Below are 18,403 nucleotides of genomic sequence, written 5' to 3' on the forward strand. Positions count from 1 at the left end.
CTTGAAAGCTGGGTAAAAAGGACTAAACTTTGGTGACATTATTAAATCGGACAAGAAAAACGGAGGACCACAAATGGGTTTATTAATCGGCTTAGCCCTGTTACTTTTATTCGGACGTTTTATTGGCAAATTAGTTTTTTGGATTTTAGGTGGGCTATTAGTCATTGGTGCATTTATGTTTTTTGCCCATTTAGCGATCTGGTTAGTCGTAATTTTTCTAGCAATCGGCGGGTTGTCGTATTTGGGAAGTAACTAAGGAGGCTTGGTTTATTTAAAGACCAAGGTTGCCAAGAGCAGTGTTTTTGTTTCACGTGAAACAGGCAGTCTTGGGGAAACGAAAATAGGTATCTAAGGCGTGCTTTGTTATAATGGTTCACATTGGAAAATCAATTAAAACAGATGGGACTAACCCAGCTGTTTGTAAGGAGTCATCATGTCCAGACCAATGCGAATTAGCCTGATTTTAATTACTGTCGGTTTGATTAGTTTATTAGCTTGGGGCAGTGTATATCGTCAAGTACGTCGAACGACCAAAGTCGAGCATGTGGTTCATCATCGCAAGTCAACTGCTGAGCCTGTTCGTCAATGGTCCACGCTAAAGTTACCGAAGACCATTAATCAGCAAGAAGCGACGACGTTGAATCAGCAAATTAATGACATGCATTTTGTCGGCTCGGTGCTGATTGTGCGTGATGGTAAAATCACTTATGAACGACAATTTGGACAAGCCAACGTGGCGAGAAAGCTACCGAATCGCGCATCAACGGCCTACGCAATTGATTCAATTCAGAAAATTGCCACGGGTGCACTGGTGATGCAACAGATTGAACAACATCACTTGTCAATGACAGATCACTTGAAGCGCTTCTTTCCTGAAGTACCACACAGTAATGAGATCACGATTCGTCAAATGTTAGATATGACCTCTGGCTTACGGATGGACGGTCCGGCTGGTCCAACAAATTTACAAACGGACGATCAAATCGTTGATTATGATGTCCACCATGTGACATTTGATCCAGCGTTGTACAATCAATGGCAATACTCACAAGTTAACTACAACATTTTAACGGGCGTATTGAAGAAGTTAACTGGGAAATCGTATGAACAGCTATTTAATCAACAAGTGGTTAAACGACTAGGCTTACATCAAACAGTGATGATGCCTTCAGAGCGACTACAAGTAGCGGTGGCCTATGCGGGTACGCCAGCGGGAGATGTTGATTACAATCGAGCGGTCGTTACGCCAGCGGCGCAATGGCATGATGAAGTCGGAACGGGGCGTGTAGCCACTTCCGCACGGGATTTGTATGGCCTGATCAGCGGCATCATGGCCGGAAAAATTATCTCTAAACAAGCCGTCACGCAACTATATCAGTCGGGCAGTCGGAGCACGTACGGGGGTGGCACATATAATCTGTACGGGGCGGCTGTCAATCATGGTCTCGGTTACGGGTATCAATCGATGAGTTGTGTATCAAAAGACGGCAAAAATGCGGTCATTATGTTAAGCAATAGCTTTCGACCGCGGTATAGTTTTAAGCCATTTGCAGAACAGCTGTATCTAAAATTATTTTCAAATTAATTTCTTTGGGCCACCAATGATTGGTGGTCTTTTTGTCGATCGACGGCAGTCCGCCGCTGGTGTTTTAATGGCCATCAGCTAAGGGTGCCAGTTGCCAAGGCTCAAGATCACCCGAGCGTTTTGTCTGGCTACACAAGCCTGCTGTCTGCGCCTAGCCCAGACTTATCAATTGGCCAAGACCATGCCAACTGCTAAGTCTCAGCTAGTGCTCGACACCAACCCGGCTTGTTTCGCCTTGAGGCCCTTTTGCCCAGAGTCCTATCACTGATCGGAAGTTAAAATCTGTACAGATGGAAGAAATCAGGTATGATAATTCTAATAATCAAGGGGGTCTGGGGATGAAGGGGACTAAACGAACTAGTATTTGGCGATTTACGCGAGCGTTTTGGTATTTTTTTAAACATTATTCATTTACAGCTATTATTGTCTATGCAGTATTAATTCCTGTTTTTTCGTGGTTGGGAGCCGGTATTTTACGGTGGAGCAATATTGCCTATTTGTCATACACGAATTTTGGCACCGTCGTGAAGGCGCACCCGGTAGCGATCGTTAGTTTACTGTTACTGTTGTTCGTGATTTTGGCGGCTATTTATCTTCAATTTGCTTATCTTTTGTTGATGGTGGCCTATCGACGTAAGGAGCAGCGGCCGACGATTCGCCAATTGGTTAGCGAACTATGGCATCGTTTGCCGCGTTTGTCGCTAGGAACTTTTGGCTTTTTCCTCCTTTATTTCATCTTAATTGTGCCTTTTGGCGGCAGTTTCATTCGTACGCCATTGTTAGCTAAGGTTCAAATTCCAGCCTTTATTTTGGAATTCATTACGACGAAACCGTTACTTTTAGCTGCCTTAGTTCTCGTTTATGTGCTCGGGTATTATTTTGGCTTGCGTTTGTTGGTTGTAATTCCACTTTTGATGTTCCAACGGAGCTCTGTTAAACAAGCCGTTAAAGAATCGTGGCAACAAACATGGGGTTCTTTTTGGTGGATCACGTTAAGGATCATCGGCATTATTGTGAGCGCAGCCATTTTGTACTTTGTTATTTTAATGGGCTTTTATGGTGCACAGACTTGGTTTGATCAACAAAGTCATGTCACTGCGTTGACGGCAGCAATTGTTAATTTCAATTTGTTATCACTATTGACCTACACGATCTCGATTTTAACGACTGTCTGGGTAATCGATTTAAGTTTGCAAGTCATGCAACGCTATGATGTTCACGCGTTGGAACAGTTACCTGATATGCCTCGTGTCGTCGCTAAACCATGGTGGCGCGTTAGTGTGTTTGTTGCTTTTGTCGTTGTCGGAGTTATTTTTGCTGGCTATGGGTATAGTTACTTTGATGGACTCTTGGAAGTTAATCCACAAACCCTATCTCATCGGGGCGTTAACGATGGTAATGGTGTCCAAAATACGATCCCTGCGCTAACCAAAACGCATCGCGAGCACCCGAAATATGTTGAAATGGATATTCGTGAAACTAAAGATCATCAATTTGTCGTCATGCATGACGATAATTTAATGAATTTAGCTGGTAAAAATGAAAAAGTTGATCAACAGACATTAGCTCATTTGACTGCGATGACGATTCATGAGAATGGCTATTCCACCAAGATTGATTCATTTGATCAGTATCTAAAAGCGGCCCAGGCGATGCATCAAAAATTGTTGGTTGAAATTAAAATTGATTCTGATCAGGATCGAAAAGCGTTGGTGAATCGCTTCATCGATCGCTATGCGGACACGTTATTGGCCCATCAAGATATCATTCATACACTTGATTACGGCATTGTGGAACAATTGAAACGTGAACGTCCAGCATTAACAGTTGGATACATTTTGCCGTATAACTTCGTTGGCGTTCCACGAACGAGAGCCAACTTTTTCACAATGGAATATAGCACGTTAAACGATCGTTTTGTTTCAGCGGCCCACCGTGATCACAAGCGGGTTTTTGCGTGGACCGTCAATGATGAAGATGATATGGACCAAGTGATGCGTTTGGATGTCGACGGGATTATCACAGATCAATTAACTACCCTAAAAAGTGAAATTTCGCAGCAGAAACGTGATCGCAATTATGCGGATCAATTGCTTAAATACGGCACTGAGGTTCTTTATCAGCAACCAAGATAAAGCTGAGCTTCGTTTTTGGTGAGCTTGCTGACTATTGCTCGGCTTATCTGACTTATACGCTGCATAAACGTGCTCGCCAGATCTGAGTGCTGTGCACACCCGGTCTGGCACACACTCTGATCTAAACGTGCTCGCCAGATCTGAACCCTGTGCACAACCAACAATCGCCACCGGGCCAAAAGCGCCCAATCGCGATTGTCTGTTGTTGCTCGGGCTCACCCGGTCTGGCACACACTCTGATCTTAAAAACCTTTGCATGAATAAAATTGCTGTGTTAAGGTGGACAACATAAATTAATACGTTGAGCGACAACGCTTATATATGGTCATAATACGGATGGCTGTCTCTACCCAGAACCTTAAACTCTGGACTATAAGCAAAATGAGCTGTCTTTAGTGAGCTCCTTTTGCGGATTTCCGTAAAGGGAGCTTTTTGTGTCTGATCATTTAGATTAGAGCTGGTTGTCAGATTGACAGTGATTCTCGACGCGCACACATAACATTGAATCAGCAAGCTATCAGAGGAGGAGACCATTATCAAAGAATTAGAGCAACGAATTGAGTCAGAAGGTCGTGTATTAGGTGATGATATTTTAAAAGTAGATGGTTTTCTTAACCATCAGGTCGACCCCAAGTTAATGCAAAATATTGGTGAGGCTTTTGCTGACCGCTTTGATGGGCTTGGGATTACTAAAGTATTGACAGTTGAGTCTTCGGGCATTGCTCCAGCTGTAATGACTGCGTTATCGTTACAGGTTCCGCTAGTATTTGCTCGTAAACACAAGAGTCTGACACTTACGGATAATTTGTACACGGCGACAGTTTATTCATTTACAAAACAAGTCGACAATCAGATTTCAATTTCGCGCGATTTCCTTTCGGCTGATGATAATGTTCTCATTATTGACGACTTTTTAGCCAATGGGCAAGCAGTCAATGGTCTGCTTGAGATTATTAAGCAAGCCGGCGCGACTGTTGGCGGCGTAGGAGTAGTGATTGAAAAACGTTTCCAGCGTGGCCATGCTCTGATTGAAGAACAAGGTATTCCGTTACTTGCGTTAGCCAGCATCAGTGGTTTTGAACAGGGCCATGTGATTTTTGCTGAAACCGAAGATAAGGAGTCGACGAATGTTGAAAAAGGTTAATCCCGCTCGTGAATCAAAAGCAGCTATGTTAGGACTTCAACACTTACTAGCAATGTATTCAGGCGCTATTTTGGTTCCTTTACTGATTGGTGGTGCGTTACATTTTAACAGTAGCCAAATGACCTATCTTGTTTCAATTGATATTTTTATGTGTGGGTTAGCCACTTTATTGCAGTTACTGAAGAATCGCATGTTTGGCATCGGCCTACCAGTTGTTTTAGGTTGTGCCGTCCAAGCTGTGGCGCCATTACAGATGATTGGCCAACACTTTACGATCGGGACGATGTACGGTGCAATCATTGTTGCTGGGATTTTCGTCTTTGCGATTGCTGGTGTTTTTGCAAAGATTCGGCGCTTATTTCCGCCACTAGTGACGGGGACAGTTATTACGGTTATCGGTTTAACACTGATTCCAATTGCATTTTTAAATTTGGGTGGTGGCGATGTCACTGCTAAAAACTTCGGCTCACCCGTTAACTTAGGGGTTGGCGCCCTAACCATTGTTGTCATTCTAGCTTGCAATATCTGGGGCCGAGGGTTTATTCGTCAAATTGCTGTCTTAATCGGGTTATTAGTGGGGAGCTTAGCTGCAGGATTTGCCGGGATGGTTTCGGTACGCCCAGTCCTAGAGGCGAGCTGGTTTCACTTCCCACAACCCTTTTACTTTGGTATGCCTCATTTTGAACTCTCCTCTAGCTTGACGATGATCATGATTGCCTTGGTGTCGATGGTTGAATCGACTGGGGTCTTCTTTGCTCTTGGCGATTTGCTCAATCGACCGGTATCCACAGCGGATCTGAAGAAAGGTTATCGTGCCGAAGCGTTAGCAGTGATGCTAGGCGGGATCTTCAATACCTTTCCTTATACCACGTACTCACAAAATGTTGGGTTAGTGCAATTATCGGGTATTAAAACGCGGCGCCCAGTCTTTTATGCGGCAGGGTTCTTAATGCTACTAGGTTTGTTGCCTAAAGTAGGCGCATTGGCAACCATGATTCCTGTACCAGTTATCGGCGGCGCGATGGTCGTGATGTTTGGAATGGTTGCGATGCAAGGGGTTCGGATGTTAGGGCAGGTAGATTTTCGAAACAACAAGAATATTCTGATTGCCGCGGTTTCCATTGGCTTAGGCTTGGGAGTCACGGTTCAACCAGCTATTTTCCAAGCATTACCGAAAACAGCTCAATTGATGCTGAGTAATGGCATTGTGATGGCCAGTGTGACTGCAGTAGTCCTGAATCTATTATTAAAGCCGGAAGAAGAGACCGTAACGGCAACACCAACGGCTAACGAGATCGAACAACCTGTTTCGCATAGTTAAATATGATCGTAACCAACTAAAAAGTGGCGGTTCATCTGATTACTCAGAGGAAACCGCCACTTTTTTATGTGGATTAATTAATCACCATTGGTAATGGTGTTGCGAACTAAAACATAGTCAACTGTTTTTAAAGCGGTTAAGTCATTGCCCCCAGCGTAAGAAATGGATGATTGCAGATCTTCACTCATTTCGGTGAGTGTATCTTGAATGTCGCCACGATAAGGGACCAGCATGTCTTTGCCTTCGACATTTTTATGCGCGCCTTTTTGCTGGGCAGAGGCCGAACCATAATATTGCTTGAAATGACGATGGTCAATCATAAGATCAGTACCTGGCGATTGTTTGTGGCCGGCAAATAAAGAACCGACCATGACCATGCTAGCGCCGAAACGAAGGGATTTAGCGATATCACCATTATGACGAATACCACCATCCGCAATGATCGGTTTGCGTGCGGCTTTAGCACACCATCTTACAGCCGCAAGTTGCCAACCACCAGTGCCGAAGCCAGTTTTTAGTTTAGTGATGCACGCCTTACCTGGTCCGATACCAACTTTGGTGGCATCAGCACCCGCATCTTCTAGTTCACGAACGGCTTCGGGTGTTGCCACGTTACCAGCAATGACAAAGCTGTCTGGTAATTGTGATTTAATCGCGTGAATCATTTCAATAACCCGGTTTGAGTGGCCGTGAGCGATATCGATGGTAATGAAGTCAGGCGTCAATTCAGCAGCGGCCAGTGCATCGATGAGTTGGTATTCTTCTGGCTTCACGCCGACACTGATCGAACTGAATAGTCCGCGTTCGTGCATGGCTTGTACGAAGGCTAAGCGACGCTCTGGATTAAAACGGTGCATGATGTAAAAATAATCGTGTTCCGCTAGCCAAATTGCCAAGGGCTCATCGATAACCGTCGCCATATTAGCGGGAACAACCGGGAGCTTAAAGCGGTGCCCACCAAATGTCGTTGTCGGATCGGCTTGAGATCGACTATCGATCAAACATTTATTGGGAATGAGTTGCACATCTTCGTAATCAAAAATTTCCATCACGTGACGACCTCTTTCTAAAATGAATCGTTGTAAAGTTCGGCAACGGAAACTAAGATAAGCGTTTTTACGATGCAAGTCAAATGTTTTTGGAATATAAAAGAACGTTCTAAATTGAAACTAATTAGTTCGTTCGATTTTTGTTGATAAACTGAACGATATACGTTAAACTCAACCTTGTTGTTCGAAAATAAAACGTTGAGGTGAAAAAATGACAGCAGTTGTGATTGTTGGTAGTCAATGGGGCGATGAAGGAAAAGGAAAGATTACAGATTTCGTTAGTCAACGCGCTGACATGATCTCACGGTATCAAGGTGGTGACAACGCAGGTCACACCATCACTTTTGCTGGTGATCGATATCAACTCCAATTGTTGCCATCCGGTATTTTTGAAGCTGATAAATTATGTTTGATCGGTAATGGGGTTGTGCTGAACCCGAAGACCTTGTTAGCTGAAATTGATTATTTACATGAACGGGGCATTAAGACTGATAATTTACGGATTTCTGATCGAGCGCATCTCATTTTTCCGTATCATATTTTGCAAGACCATTGTGAAGAGACAAGTAAACAGGGTCATAAAATTGGCACGACTAATAAAGGAATCGGGCCAGCCTACATGGATAAGGCATCACGGATTGGTATTCGTGTGGCTGACCTGCTTGAGCCGGAAACGTTTAAAACATTATTGCAACGTAATTTAATTGTTAAAAATAACTTACTGGCGAAGGTCTACGACGCACAACCACTGGACTTTAACACGATCTACCAAGACTATGTTGGTTATGCAAAGCGCTTGGCGCCGTATGTAACGGATACGTCGGTGGTTATCGATGAAGCTTTGACTAAAGGTGAACGCGTCTTGTTTGAAGGGGCGCAAGGTGTGATGCTAGACATTGATCATGGCACATATCCTTATGTAACGTCTTCGAACCCAATCGCCGGTGGCGTGACCATCGGTAGTGGTCTTGGACCGAATAAGGTAATGGCCGTCGTGGGTGCCGCAAAAGCCTATACGTCTCGCGTGGGGGATGGTCCGTTCCCTACTGAATTGCATGATCAAATTGGCGATCAAATTCGCGAAGTCGGTCATGAATATGGCACGGTGACTAAGCGTCCTCGGCGTATCGGCTGGCTTGATACGGTTGTCTTACGTCATGCACGACGGGTATCAGGTTTGGACTATTTAGCCCTGAACTGTCTCGATGTTTTGACTGGTTTACCAGAGCTAAAAATCTGTGTTGCTTATGACTTGGATGGTGAACGGATTGACCGGTATCCGGCTGGCCGTGAAGCCTTGTTAAGATGCCAACCAGTTTATGAGACCTTGCCAGGATGGACAGAAGATATTACGCAGTGTCAGCGATTTGAAGATCTGCCTGTGAACGCACAACGCTATGTGCAACGCGTGGTTGAACTAGTTGGCACGAAGTTAGCGACCTTGTCGGTCGGACCTGACCGCGAACAAACGATGATTTTGGCAGATGTTTGGCAAAAGCCGAACATTGAAGCGGAAATGGCGGTGTCCGAATGATTGATCGATACGTTCGTTCGGAAATGGGGCAAATTTGGTCACAGGAAAACAAGTTACAGCAGTGGTTGGCTGTTGAACTCGCTGCTTGCCAAGCGTGGGCCGACGCCGGTAAAATTCCTCAGGCTGATGTTGACGCCTTAAGGATGCACGCAACGATTAATGTGGAGCGGATGGCCGAAATTGAAGCAGAGACACATCATGATGTCGTTGCTTTCACGCGAATGTTATCAGAATCACTTGGCTCGGAACGAAAATGGGTTCATTATGGTTTGACCAGTACCGATGTGGTCGACACTGCGCAAGCGTTACAACTAAAGGCCGCTAATGCCTTAATCAAAACAGATTTGGAAACGCTACGCGATACGTTGGTTCGGCAAGCTAGACGCTATAAAAGGACCATGTTGATGGGGCGAACTCACGGTATACAGGCAGAACCAATGTCGTTAGGAATTAAACTTGCGCGATGGGTGGATGAACTAAACCGGGATTTGAATCGCTTTCAATTGGTCAGTGATGAGCTGGCGGTCGGTGAATTGAGTGGTGCGGTCGGAACGTTTGCCAACATCCCACCACAGATCGAAGCAGATGTTTGTCAGCAGTTAGGCTTGCGCCCGCAACCCGTCACCAGCCAAGTTCTACCACGCGATTTGCACGCTCATTATCTGAGTGTCTTAGCACTAATTGCGACCGGGTTGGAAACCTACGCCACTGAGATTCGCGGTCTGCAACGTTCAGAGATTCATGAAGTGGCCGAACCGTTTGCCAGTGGTCAAAAGGGGTCGTCAGCGATGCCCCATAAACATAACCCGATCGGCTCAGAAAACATCACGGGTTTGTCACGAGTTATTCGCGGGTACATGGTGACAGCCTATGAGGACGTTGCGTTGTGGCATGAACGTGATATTTCTCATTCATCAGCCGAACGGATCATTTTACCGGATGCGACGGCGCTATTAGATTACATGCTGCACCGGTTTAATCGAATTATGGACAAACTTGTCGTGGACGAGCGGCAAATGTTGACCAATATTAACGCGAGCGGTGGGTTGGTCTTTAGTCAGCAGGTCTTGCTGGCGCTAGTTGATACTGGACTAAGTCGTGAGGTGGCCTATGATCACGTACAACAGTTAGCTAATCAAGCAATAACGACCGGGCAGTCCTTTAAGCAATTGGTCACTGACGATCGGTTCATTAAAGAACACTTAGATGCGAGCGCCATTGAAGCGGCATTTGACCTGCAGCGGCACGTTCAATATGTTGATGAAATCTTCAGTCGGGTGGGCATTCCAACAGATTAGAATAGCGTTCCCAGAAAACACTTGTCAGTTGATAAGTGTTTTTTTAGTTAAAACAGTTTCCGTAAGAAACAAATGGTGCTATACTGCTCGCTGGTTGTTAAAATTGTGGTGTCACTGATCTTTATTGCGTCATCAATCTGATAAATTTTGGAAATCCACAATTAAGTCGACTACAAGCGGTACAAAAAGCGTATAATGGCGTGCTGTCGTTACACACAGCTACATAGTTGATAAACAGGAGGAACGTGCTAAATGCTAAAAATTGCAAGAGGCCGAATTTCATCATGGGCAGTTCTCGGGGCGGTCTTTTTCATGATTATTCAGGTCGTTGCCAATCTAAATTTACCTAGTTTGACGTCAGATATCGTCAACAATGGGGTCGCCAAGGGGGATATTGGTTATATTTGGCGGATTGGTTTTGAAATGATTGCTTTTTCATTGCTCTCAGTTGGAGCGGCGGTCGTCAATGTGCTGCTAGCAGCACGCTCGTCACAAAAATTGGGACAAAATTTACGAAGTGATATCTATCGTAAAGTAATGAATTTTTCAAATGATGAATTTGATCAAGTCGAAACATCCTCTTTAATTACGCGGACTACTAACGACGTGGTGCAAATTCAAAACGTCACGATGATGGCTTTGCGGATGATGATCATGGCACCGATCATGCTGGTGGGGGCAAGCTTCTTGGCTTACAACAAGAGTCCTCAACTATCTTGGATTTTTGTGGTCGCCATTCCCGTGTTAGTGCTCTGTATTGGATTAATTATGGGTCTGGCAATTCCACTTTTCCGGGCGATGCAGACGAAAACCGATCGTTTAAACTTAGTCTTTCGTGAAGGGTTAACTGGGGTGCGAGTGATTCGGGCTTTCCGACAAGATCAATTTGAGCAAGATCGGTTTGAAGCTGCCAACCAAGACTATACGCAAAATTCGATCAAAGTTAACACGATTGTCGCCTTTGCTTTTCCCGTGATGACTTTGATCATGAGTGGCACGAATATCGCAATTGTCTGGTTTGGCGGACAATTAATTAGTTCGCAAACAATGCAAGTTGGGAACATGATTGCGTTTATGACTTATGCGATGCAGGTCTTGATGAGCTTTATGATGTTGGCGATGATTATGGCTTTTCTGCCACGGGCAGCAGCTTCAGCCACACGAATTCAGGAAGTTCTTTCATTAGAGAGTCATATTACTGACCCAAAAGAAGCCACGAATCAAGCAGCCGAAGCGCCGAAAGCCTTGGCCTTTGATCACGTTGATTTCCGTTATCAGCAAGCCGAACAGCCAGCGTTGACGGATATTGACTTTAAGGTCCACGCGGGTCAGACCGTGGCAATCATTGGTGGTACGGGTTCTGGTAAGACAACCCTCGTTAATTTAATTCCTCGTTTCTTCGATGTGGAGAAGGGGGCTGTTAAAGTCAACGACGTGGACGTGCGCCAGCAAAATTTACATCAGTTACACGGTGAAGTTGCGATGGTTCCTCAAAAAGCAACCTTATTTACAGGAACCATTCGTGATAATTTGAAGTTTGGTAATGAAAATGCGACGGATGATGATTTATGGCAGGCGTTAGCCATCGCTCAGTCAACCGACTTTGTCAAAGAAGAGGGCGGCTTGGATGCCCATGTTGAGCAAGGTGGAGACAACTTCTCTGGTGGTCAAAAGCAGCGATTGGCGATTGCTCGAGCATTGGTTAAACAAGCTAGCGTCTATGTCTTCGACGATTCATTTTCAGCGTTAGACTTTAAAACAGACGCTGCCTTACGAGCGCAATTACGCGCCGATCAGCAAATTCAGCAAAGCGTGGTTGTCATTGTCGCTCAACGGATTGCGACAGTTGCGGATGCCGATCTTATTTTGGTGTTAGATAACGGCAAATTAGTGGGTAAAGGAACTCACGATGAACTCCGGGCAAACAACGCTGTTTATCAAGAAATTATGAAATCACAACTACGTGAAGGGGAGGCGGCCTTATCATGAGTGAAAATAAAGCAAAAAGTTCAACGCCAGCTTCACGTCCGATGGGCGGCCATGGCCCCGGTGGTCATGGTGGACCAGGTTTAGTTGAAAAACCGAATCATTTTTGGCGCACTTTCGGCCGCTTATTACGGTATATGTCAGATCGGTGGCTAGGAATGGTCTTAGTCTTAATCTTTGCCATTACAGCCGTTATTTTCCAAATTCGGACGCCGAAAATTTTAGGACAAGCCACGACAGAAATTTTTAAGGGCATTATGAAGGGAACTGCTGAACAAAAAGCCGGCATTCCCATGAATGGCTTTCCAATTAACTTCGGTAAAGTTTTGAATATTATTGTCGTTGTGTTGATCATGTATCTAGCATCGGCGATCTTCAACTTTTTACAACAGTATATTATGACCCGTATTTCTCAACGAACCGTTTATAAATTACGGCGTGAATTTAAGGGTAAAATGCGTCTGGTTCCGATTAAGTATTATGATACCCACAGCAATGGGGACATTATGAGTCGGGCCGTCAATGATATGGATAATATCGCTAGTACGTTACAGCAAAGTTTGACCCAAGCGATCACGAGTTTAGTCACTTTTGTGGGAACTTTGTGGATGATGCTTACAATTAGTTGGCAGTTGACCTTGATTGCCTTAGTGACAATTCCACTGAGTTTGGTTGTTGTTGGCCTGGTGGCGCCTCGATCACAGCGTTTCTTCGGGCAGCAGCAGAAAAGCTTGGGCTTGATCAATAATGAAGTCGAAGAAAATTACGCGGGTCATGAGGTCGTCAAAAGCTTCAATCGTGAAGACCGGGCGATTGAAACGTTTGAAAAGCAGAATGAAGCCTACTATGGCGCGGCCTGGAAAGCACAATTTATTTCCGGTGTGATCATGCCATTGATGATGTTTATTAACAACATTGGTTATGTATTCGTTGCGATCGTTGGTGGGATTCAAGTTGCCAATGGGAACGTAACTTTAGGGAACGTGCAAGCCTTCTTGCAATATACCCAACAATTCTCGCAACCAATTTCGCAGTTGGCTAACTTATTGAACACCATTCAGTCCACAATTGCCTCAGCTGAACGGGTCTTTGATGTCATTGATGAAGAAGAAATGACGGATACGAAGTCCGGTTTGCCGGTGAAAACAGATGATCCGAACTTAATCACATTAGATCATGTGAAATTTGGTTACGGCGATGAACTGTTGATGACTGACTATAATTTAGCCGTTAAGCGTGGTCAACAGGTGGCAATTGTGGGACCAACCGGTGCTGGTAAGACGACGATTATTAACTTACTGGAACGCTTCTATGATGTTTCCGGCGGGTCAATTCGATTAAGCGGCACCGATACTCGTGATTTAGCTCGTGAAGATTTACGGTCACACTTTGCGATGGTTCTGCAAGATACCTGGCTCTTTACCGGCACAATTTGGGACAATTTGAAGTATGGGCGTGAGGACGCGACTGATGATGAGATTTTAGCGGCCGCTCAAGCAGCCCATGTGGACGAATTTGTTCGTAAATTACCAGATGGCTATCAAACAATCTTAAATGAAGAAGCTTCCAATATTTCGCAGGGGCAACGACAGCTGTTAACGATTGCTAGAGCGTTCGTGGCCAATCCTGAAATTCTGATTTTGGATGAAGCAACTAGTTCCGTGGATACGCGGACTGAAGTACAGATTCAACATGCCATGGAGCAGCTCTTGGTCAACCGAACGAGCTTTATCGTGGCTCACCGATTATCCACAATTCAAAATGCGGATAACATTATCGTGATGAATCATGGTTCAGTCGTGGAGACCGGGAATCATAATGAGTTAATGGCTGCTAATGGTTTTTACGCGGACCTTTACAACAGTCAATTTTCTGGCAACATTTCGATGGACGAGGAGGCTAACTAAGATGCGACGAAATTCATTATTGATTGTGACAGCCGCGGTTAGTTTGCTGGCATTAGCTGGCTGTGGCCGTACCTCATTATCAACGACGAAACAAACTTACCATGCTAATGTGTTAGTGGCGGCAGTTAAAGGTCACACGAATGCTAAGACCGTGACCTATCAAATTGATCAACAAGCGCATCGGAAGCAAACAGTTCACGACGGGACTTTCGTCATTCAGGTGCCGAGTACCACCAAGCGCCAGCAAGTTAAGTTGAGTGCCAATGGTGATCGTCAGACCGTCCAGGTAGCGGCGGTGAAACCGCTGGCTAATTATCAAAGCCTGCAACAAGCTTATAATCAGGCATTGACAGGTTCGAAAATGTCTCCAGCTGCGCAAAAGCAAGCCGCAACTTTACAAAAAGCTGCCGCGCAGTTAAAGCAACAACCTAATCCAGAATTGGCGGCGACCGTGCAACAGTTACAACCACAAGTGCAAGCTGCGATGGCGCAGGCTAAGACCGCAGCTAAGGGACAGTTATTGCCATTAACCACACCGAAAAATGGCTTGCATGACGTGGTTAGAACGAAAGTTGTTCAAACGCGGATGAATGTTCAAGATGGTCAAGTGATGGCAGCGTCGATGATGGTGCCAACTAAGGCTTTCAAGACCAAAGCAGGGCAAAAAGAATTTGGCACGAGTTTTGCCCTAATGGCTAGTACGACAGGTGCGGATGCCAAGAAAGTGATGAAAGAATTTGGTAAGCAAACAAAAGCGGCCAAAAAAGGTAATACGACAGTTCATCCAATCTATTCAAATGGCGTGAAATTTACGTTTGGCGTCTCAGCTAGTAAGATTTATCTGTTTATGGAAAAATAATGGTTCACTATTAGTCTGAAATGGCTGGTTCAATTCAGTCAGCAAATGGCAGGAGCCGTGACATAATTCCGCTTTGCCAACGAGTACCAACGAAAATAACCCTGCTTCCCGAACTTTGGGAAACAGGGCTATTTATGTTGGCCGGAATTGGCCGGAGTTTGGTGCGCGTGATTGAGACAACGTTCGTCTTACATACTTATGTCACAAGTCCGCCGTTTAATTTATTGGCTTAATTCCCGTAAACGTTGATGCAACGCAGGCTGACTAGCATACAGATATAAGCCTTGGACGCCGCGTTTCATTAAGACGTTTAGAACGTTTAACGTCAACTGTTCGTTAATTTGCTGGCGCTCTTTTGGATCTGACAAATCAGCGCGTCGTTTGAAGACCTCTGGATCGGTCACGCGACTTGGATCTACCGTTAATTGATCACTAACCGGATCATAACCAAAAGGTGGCCCAATAATGACCCCGACATAATTTAAATCGAAGCCTTGAACCGTGTAAATTGAGCCGACTTCGTCAATGGTGCTGGCTTTTTCAGCCCAAGCCGTGGTTTGGTAATTGTATTGATCCCAAGGTAGTTTGAAACGTCCTGCAGTGACAAAGTGCTGCCCACCATCGAGTTTAGAGGGATAACCAGATGTAGCAACGATACGAGAGAGCCCCATTTGTTCATTTTTGTCGCGAATTTTTTGATACATCGTTTGAGCATCATCAAAAATTTGCAAATCATAGTGATCTTGATGCAGTGGCAGGGGCAATAGTTGGCGACTAGTAAAGGCGTTAATCCAATCAACCACCGCCGAGTCGGCATGCATGCGAAACTGTTCGCGTAGTTCGAAATCGGCGTGTGGAATGGATCCAATCAATTGTTGCAAGCGTTGCGGCGTCCAAAAGCTCTTTGTTTTTAGAACTTGGTTAGCGTCGAAGACAATAATGACGACTTTAGCGAGTTTTAAGAGCTCACCTAATTGATTTTGTTGATCGAAGTTATTGTAGCGGTCGGGTCGTGATAACAGGAGGTGAGCTTCATCAACGATCACTATGTCAGCCTGGGTCTGCTGTTTGTGCGAGCGATTGATGAACGATGTCGGTCGATCAAAGTCTTTCTTGCGTAAATTGGGTAGAGGACCGGCGAGTTCCTTATAGACTTTGAGAATCTCGGGATGATTAACGAGAAAAATATTAGTTGTTTGATAAAACGGACTCTGTGGCTCAGTCCGAGCGGCCGTTTGTAAAGTGTTAAATAGGTGACTGAGAACGACACTTTTGCCGGTTCCCGTTTCACCACGAATCGTAAAAATTGCCGGTTCTGACGTCTTGGTTTGCATTCGTTGCGTGCAAAAAGCCAGTGCTTGGTTGACCAGTTCTGACTGTTGTTTTGATAAAGGCTGATCTGGTGCCAATTTGGCGAGTGCTGAATTGTGGTTACTCACATTAAACTTCCTTACTAAGGTTTTACGTTATTTTACACCTCAGTAAACATCATGGTAGTGGGTTTGTTTAACAGAGGTTATCAATGAAGGCGGCTACTTGACGTATGCGGCTTTATAATTCCAGTTGATACCAGCTGAATTATAGACAATCCCTTTAACATAAGGTCGTTGTAAGAAAGGCCCAGAACCGGGTACCGATCCGTCAAATAATGGCAGGACACCGTAGTCTTTGACTAGTGTTTGGTCTGAGGTGACAAGGTTATCGAATCGTTTGGTTGGGGAAAGGGCATTTTTTCCGGCGGCATTGGCAACATTTTCATCATAAGTTTCATTTGACCAATGGCCATTGTTGTAGGAATTATCGCTGGTAAAGATTGCGTAAGTGTTGGGATCGCTGTAGTCGGCTAGCCAACTAGAAAGCGCTAATTGGAATTGCCCTTTACTGGTATGAGCGAGTTTAACTTTACCAGGCATGGGTGTAACGGTGATTTTAACATTGGGTAATTTTTCTAATTCGGATTGGATAAACTGCGCATTACGCTTATCTGAGTCGGTGTCACCAGCTAGCAGACTTAATTTTAGTTCAGAAATGCCACTTTCTTGTTCACCTTGTTTGAGTAATGTCTTAGCTTTGGCGAGGTTTTTGGACAAGGCACCTGGTATAGCCGCTTGTTTGGCGAAATCTTGTCCGGTCGTCGGATTGCTAGCCAACTTTGGTGGTGTGAATGTCTTGGCAGCCGTTGAACCATCTTGGAGGACGTTATTGACCAGTTGTTGGCGATCAATCGCATAGGATAGCGCGGCGCGGATCTTTTGATTCTTTAGCGCAGGGACCGATTTTTCGTTGAGTTGCAAGTAGGTCACGGCTGATCCTGGTCGGTAAATGTAGTTTTTGTTGTGCTTATATTGTTCCACCTGGTCACCAGTTAGTTGTGTCATGTCGGCTTTGTTTGAGTTGTATAAATTCAATTGGGTGCTAGCGTCTTTAACGACTTGGAAGTTAATACGGTCGAGCTTGACGTGCTTTTTGTCCCAATAGGTTGGATTTTTAACCCAGGCCCATTTGGTATTCGTTCCTTTATAACCGGTCACTTTAAACGGTCCATTAAAAACTTGGTGACTAGAGGTTTGTCCATAAGTCTTCCCATACTTGTCAACGACTTTTTGATCTTGTGGAAAAAATACAGGAAAACCTAGCAATAATTTGAAATATGGAATTGGCTTTTCTAGCGTGATGACGAGTTTATGTGCGCCAATAGCTCGAATACCCAAGCTTTTGACCGAAGCCTTGCCCGCTTGAATTGCATCGGCATTCTTTACTCCGCTGAATAAATAAGCAAATTCTGATGCCGTTTTGGGATCGTTAGTCCGTTGCCAAGCGTACACAAAATTTTGGGCGGTTACGGGGTCGCCATTGGACCATTTAACGTGCCGACGCAACGTGAAGGTCCATTTTAAACCGTCAGTGGAAGTTTTGGTGGCCGTTGCTAATGCGTTTTCTGGTTTTGCATTTTTACCGATTCGATATAATCCGTCGTTAGTGTTCGACAAGGCAGTTAATGATGCATCGTCAGTTGCTAATGATGGATCTAACGTTGGCATTTCGCCACTAGCCATCAGGTTAAGCTGATTAGCGTGTCCTGAAGCATTCTTATTGCCACAGGCGGCTAATGTGGTGAGTGTACATATCGATAGAACTAGTAGGCCAAGTTCTTTAGTTAGTTTCATGTTTTGTCGTACTCCCCTCAGAAAACGATTTTTGCATAATATAAAGATAAAACGGGGTAAAGTCAAACAAATATGAATATTATTGCTATTTTTTGTGTTTAAAATGCATATATTCATCATATTCAGTTTGCGTGACAAGTGTGATATTGATAACTTTCGATCGGATGACGAATATTTTCTTGATAAAATGCTTGACCCAAATGAAACGGATTGATATAGTATTACTTGCTGTTACGGACGAGCAAGTAATTGATAAACAGATTTCAAAAAAATGTTCATTTAATTGCTTGACTCATGACGGATGGCATGATACACTAATTAAGTTGTCACATGGCAACAAAGTAGATCTTTGAAAACTGAACAACGTTTCGACGAATCAAATGTGTAGGGTCTTTGAACTTCGGTTCGAAGCAATACA

General features: G+C 44.5%; 13 protein-coding genes and 1 riboswitch. Of the genes, 10 read left to right on the plus strand and 3 right to left on the minus strand.

What is annotated here, in order from left to right:
* Nucleotides 1-73 precede the first annotated feature (73 nt).
* The 5 genes from AC27FN_RS05670 (at nucleotide 74) to AC27FN_RS05690 (ending at nucleotide 6,185) form a co-directional block, all read left to right on the plus strand.
* Nucleotides 74-256 (plus strand): hypothetical protein, encoded by a 183-nt coding sequence (locus AC27FN_RS05670; protein WP_487167038.1) that lies wholly within the window; start codon nucleotides 74-76, stop codon nucleotides 254-256.
* Between the two features lie 177 nt (nucleotides 257-433).
* A complete protein-coding gene (locus AC27FN_RS05675) occupies nucleotides 434-1,585 on the plus strand; it encodes a serine hydrolase domain-containing protein (protein ID WP_487167039.1) in 1,152 nt (383 codons plus the stop codon).
* A gap of 338 nt (nucleotides 1,586-1,923) precedes the next feature.
* Nucleotides 1,924-3,720: a glycerophosphoryl diester phosphodiesterase membrane domain-containing protein gene (locus tag AC27FN_RS05680; protein ID WP_487167040.1), complete on the plus strand. Its 1,797-nt coding sequence runs from the start codon at nucleotides 1,924-1,926 to the stop codon at nucleotides 3,718-3,720.
* A 295-nt stretch (nucleotides 3,721-4,015) separates the two neighbouring features.
* Nucleotides 4,016-4,113: riboswitch (purine riboswitch) on the plus strand.
* Nucleotides 4,114-4,255: 142 nt separating this feature from the next.
* On the plus strand, nucleotides 4,256-4,864 hold the full coding sequence (locus AC27FN_RS05685) for a xanthine phosphoribosyltransferase (protein WP_487167063.1): 609 nt from the start codon (nucleotides 4,256-4,258) through the stop codon (nucleotides 4,862-4,864).
* Nucleotides 4,848-6,185, plus strand: a complete 1,338-nt coding sequence (locus AC27FN_RS05690) for a nucleobase:cation symporter-2 family protein (RefSeq protein ID WP_487167041.1) — start codon at nucleotides 4,848-4,850, stop codon at nucleotides 6,183-6,185. The genes AC27FN_RS05685 and AC27FN_RS05690 overlap by 17 nt, the downstream gene beginning before the upstream one ends.
* A 77-nt stretch (nucleotides 6,186-6,262) precedes the next feature.
* On the opposite strand, the gene AC27FN_RS05695 is transcribed toward AC27FN_RS05690, so the two are convergent.
* On the minus strand, nucleotides 6,263-7,234 hold the full coding sequence (locus tag AC27FN_RS05695) for a GMP reductase (protein ID WP_487167064.1): 972 nt from the start codon (nucleotides 7,232-7,234) through the stop codon (nucleotides 6,263-6,265).
* Nucleotides 7,235-7,445: 211 nt separating this feature from the next.
* Here AC27FN_RS05695 and AC27FN_RS05700 point away from each other — a divergent pair, with 211 nt between their 5' ends.
* From AC27FN_RS05700 to AC27FN_RS05720, 5 genes are all read left to right on the plus strand, one after another.
* A complete protein-coding gene (locus AC27FN_RS05700; RefSeq protein WP_487167042.1) occupies nucleotides 7,446-8,768 on the plus strand; it encodes an adenylosuccinate synthase in 1,323 nt (440 codons plus the stop codon).
* Complete coding sequence (gene purB / locus AC27FN_RS05705) at nucleotides 8,765-10,066, plus strand: adenylosuccinate lyase (protein ID WP_487167043.1); 1,302 nt, start codon at nucleotides 8,765-8,767, stop codon at nucleotides 10,064-10,066. The genes AC27FN_RS05700 and purB overlap by 4 nt, the downstream gene beginning before the upstream one ends.
* A gap of 252 nt (nucleotides 10,067-10,318) precedes the next feature.
* Entirely contained in the window at nucleotides 10,319-12,055 is a 1,737-nt protein-coding gene (locus AC27FN_RS05710) for an ABC transporter ATP-binding protein (RefSeq protein WP_487167044.1), read from the plus strand.
* Complete coding sequence (locus tag AC27FN_RS05715) at nucleotides 12,052-13,959, plus strand: ABC transporter ATP-binding protein (RefSeq protein WP_487167045.1); 1,908 nt, start codon at nucleotides 12,052-12,054, stop codon at nucleotides 13,957-13,959. Before AC27FN_RS05710 ends, AC27FN_RS05715 begins: the two co-directional genes overlap by 4 nt.
* A 1-nt stretch (nucleotide 13,960) precedes the next feature.
* Complete coding sequence (locus AC27FN_RS05720) at nucleotides 13,961-14,818, plus strand: hypothetical protein (RefSeq protein WP_487167046.1); 858 nt, start codon at nucleotides 13,961-13,963, stop codon at nucleotides 14,816-14,818.
* Nucleotides 14,819-15,039: 221 nt separating this feature from the next.
* Here AC27FN_RS05720 and AC27FN_RS05725 read toward each other — a convergent pair whose 3' ends face one another.
* Entirely contained in the window at nucleotides 15,040-16,257 is a 1,218-nt protein-coding gene (locus tag AC27FN_RS05725) for a DUF2075 domain-containing protein (RefSeq protein WP_487167047.1), read from the minus strand.
* 93 nt (nucleotides 16,258-16,350) lie between these two features.
* Nucleotides 16,351-17,985, minus strand: a complete 1,635-nt coding sequence (locus AC27FN_RS05730; RefSeq protein ID WP_487167048.1) for a peptide ABC transporter substrate-binding protein — start codon at nucleotides 17,983-17,985, stop codon at nucleotides 16,351-16,353.
* Nucleotides 17,986-18,403 lie beyond the last annotated feature (418 nt).

The organism is Furfurilactobacillus sp. W61-4, assembly GCF_057545565.1.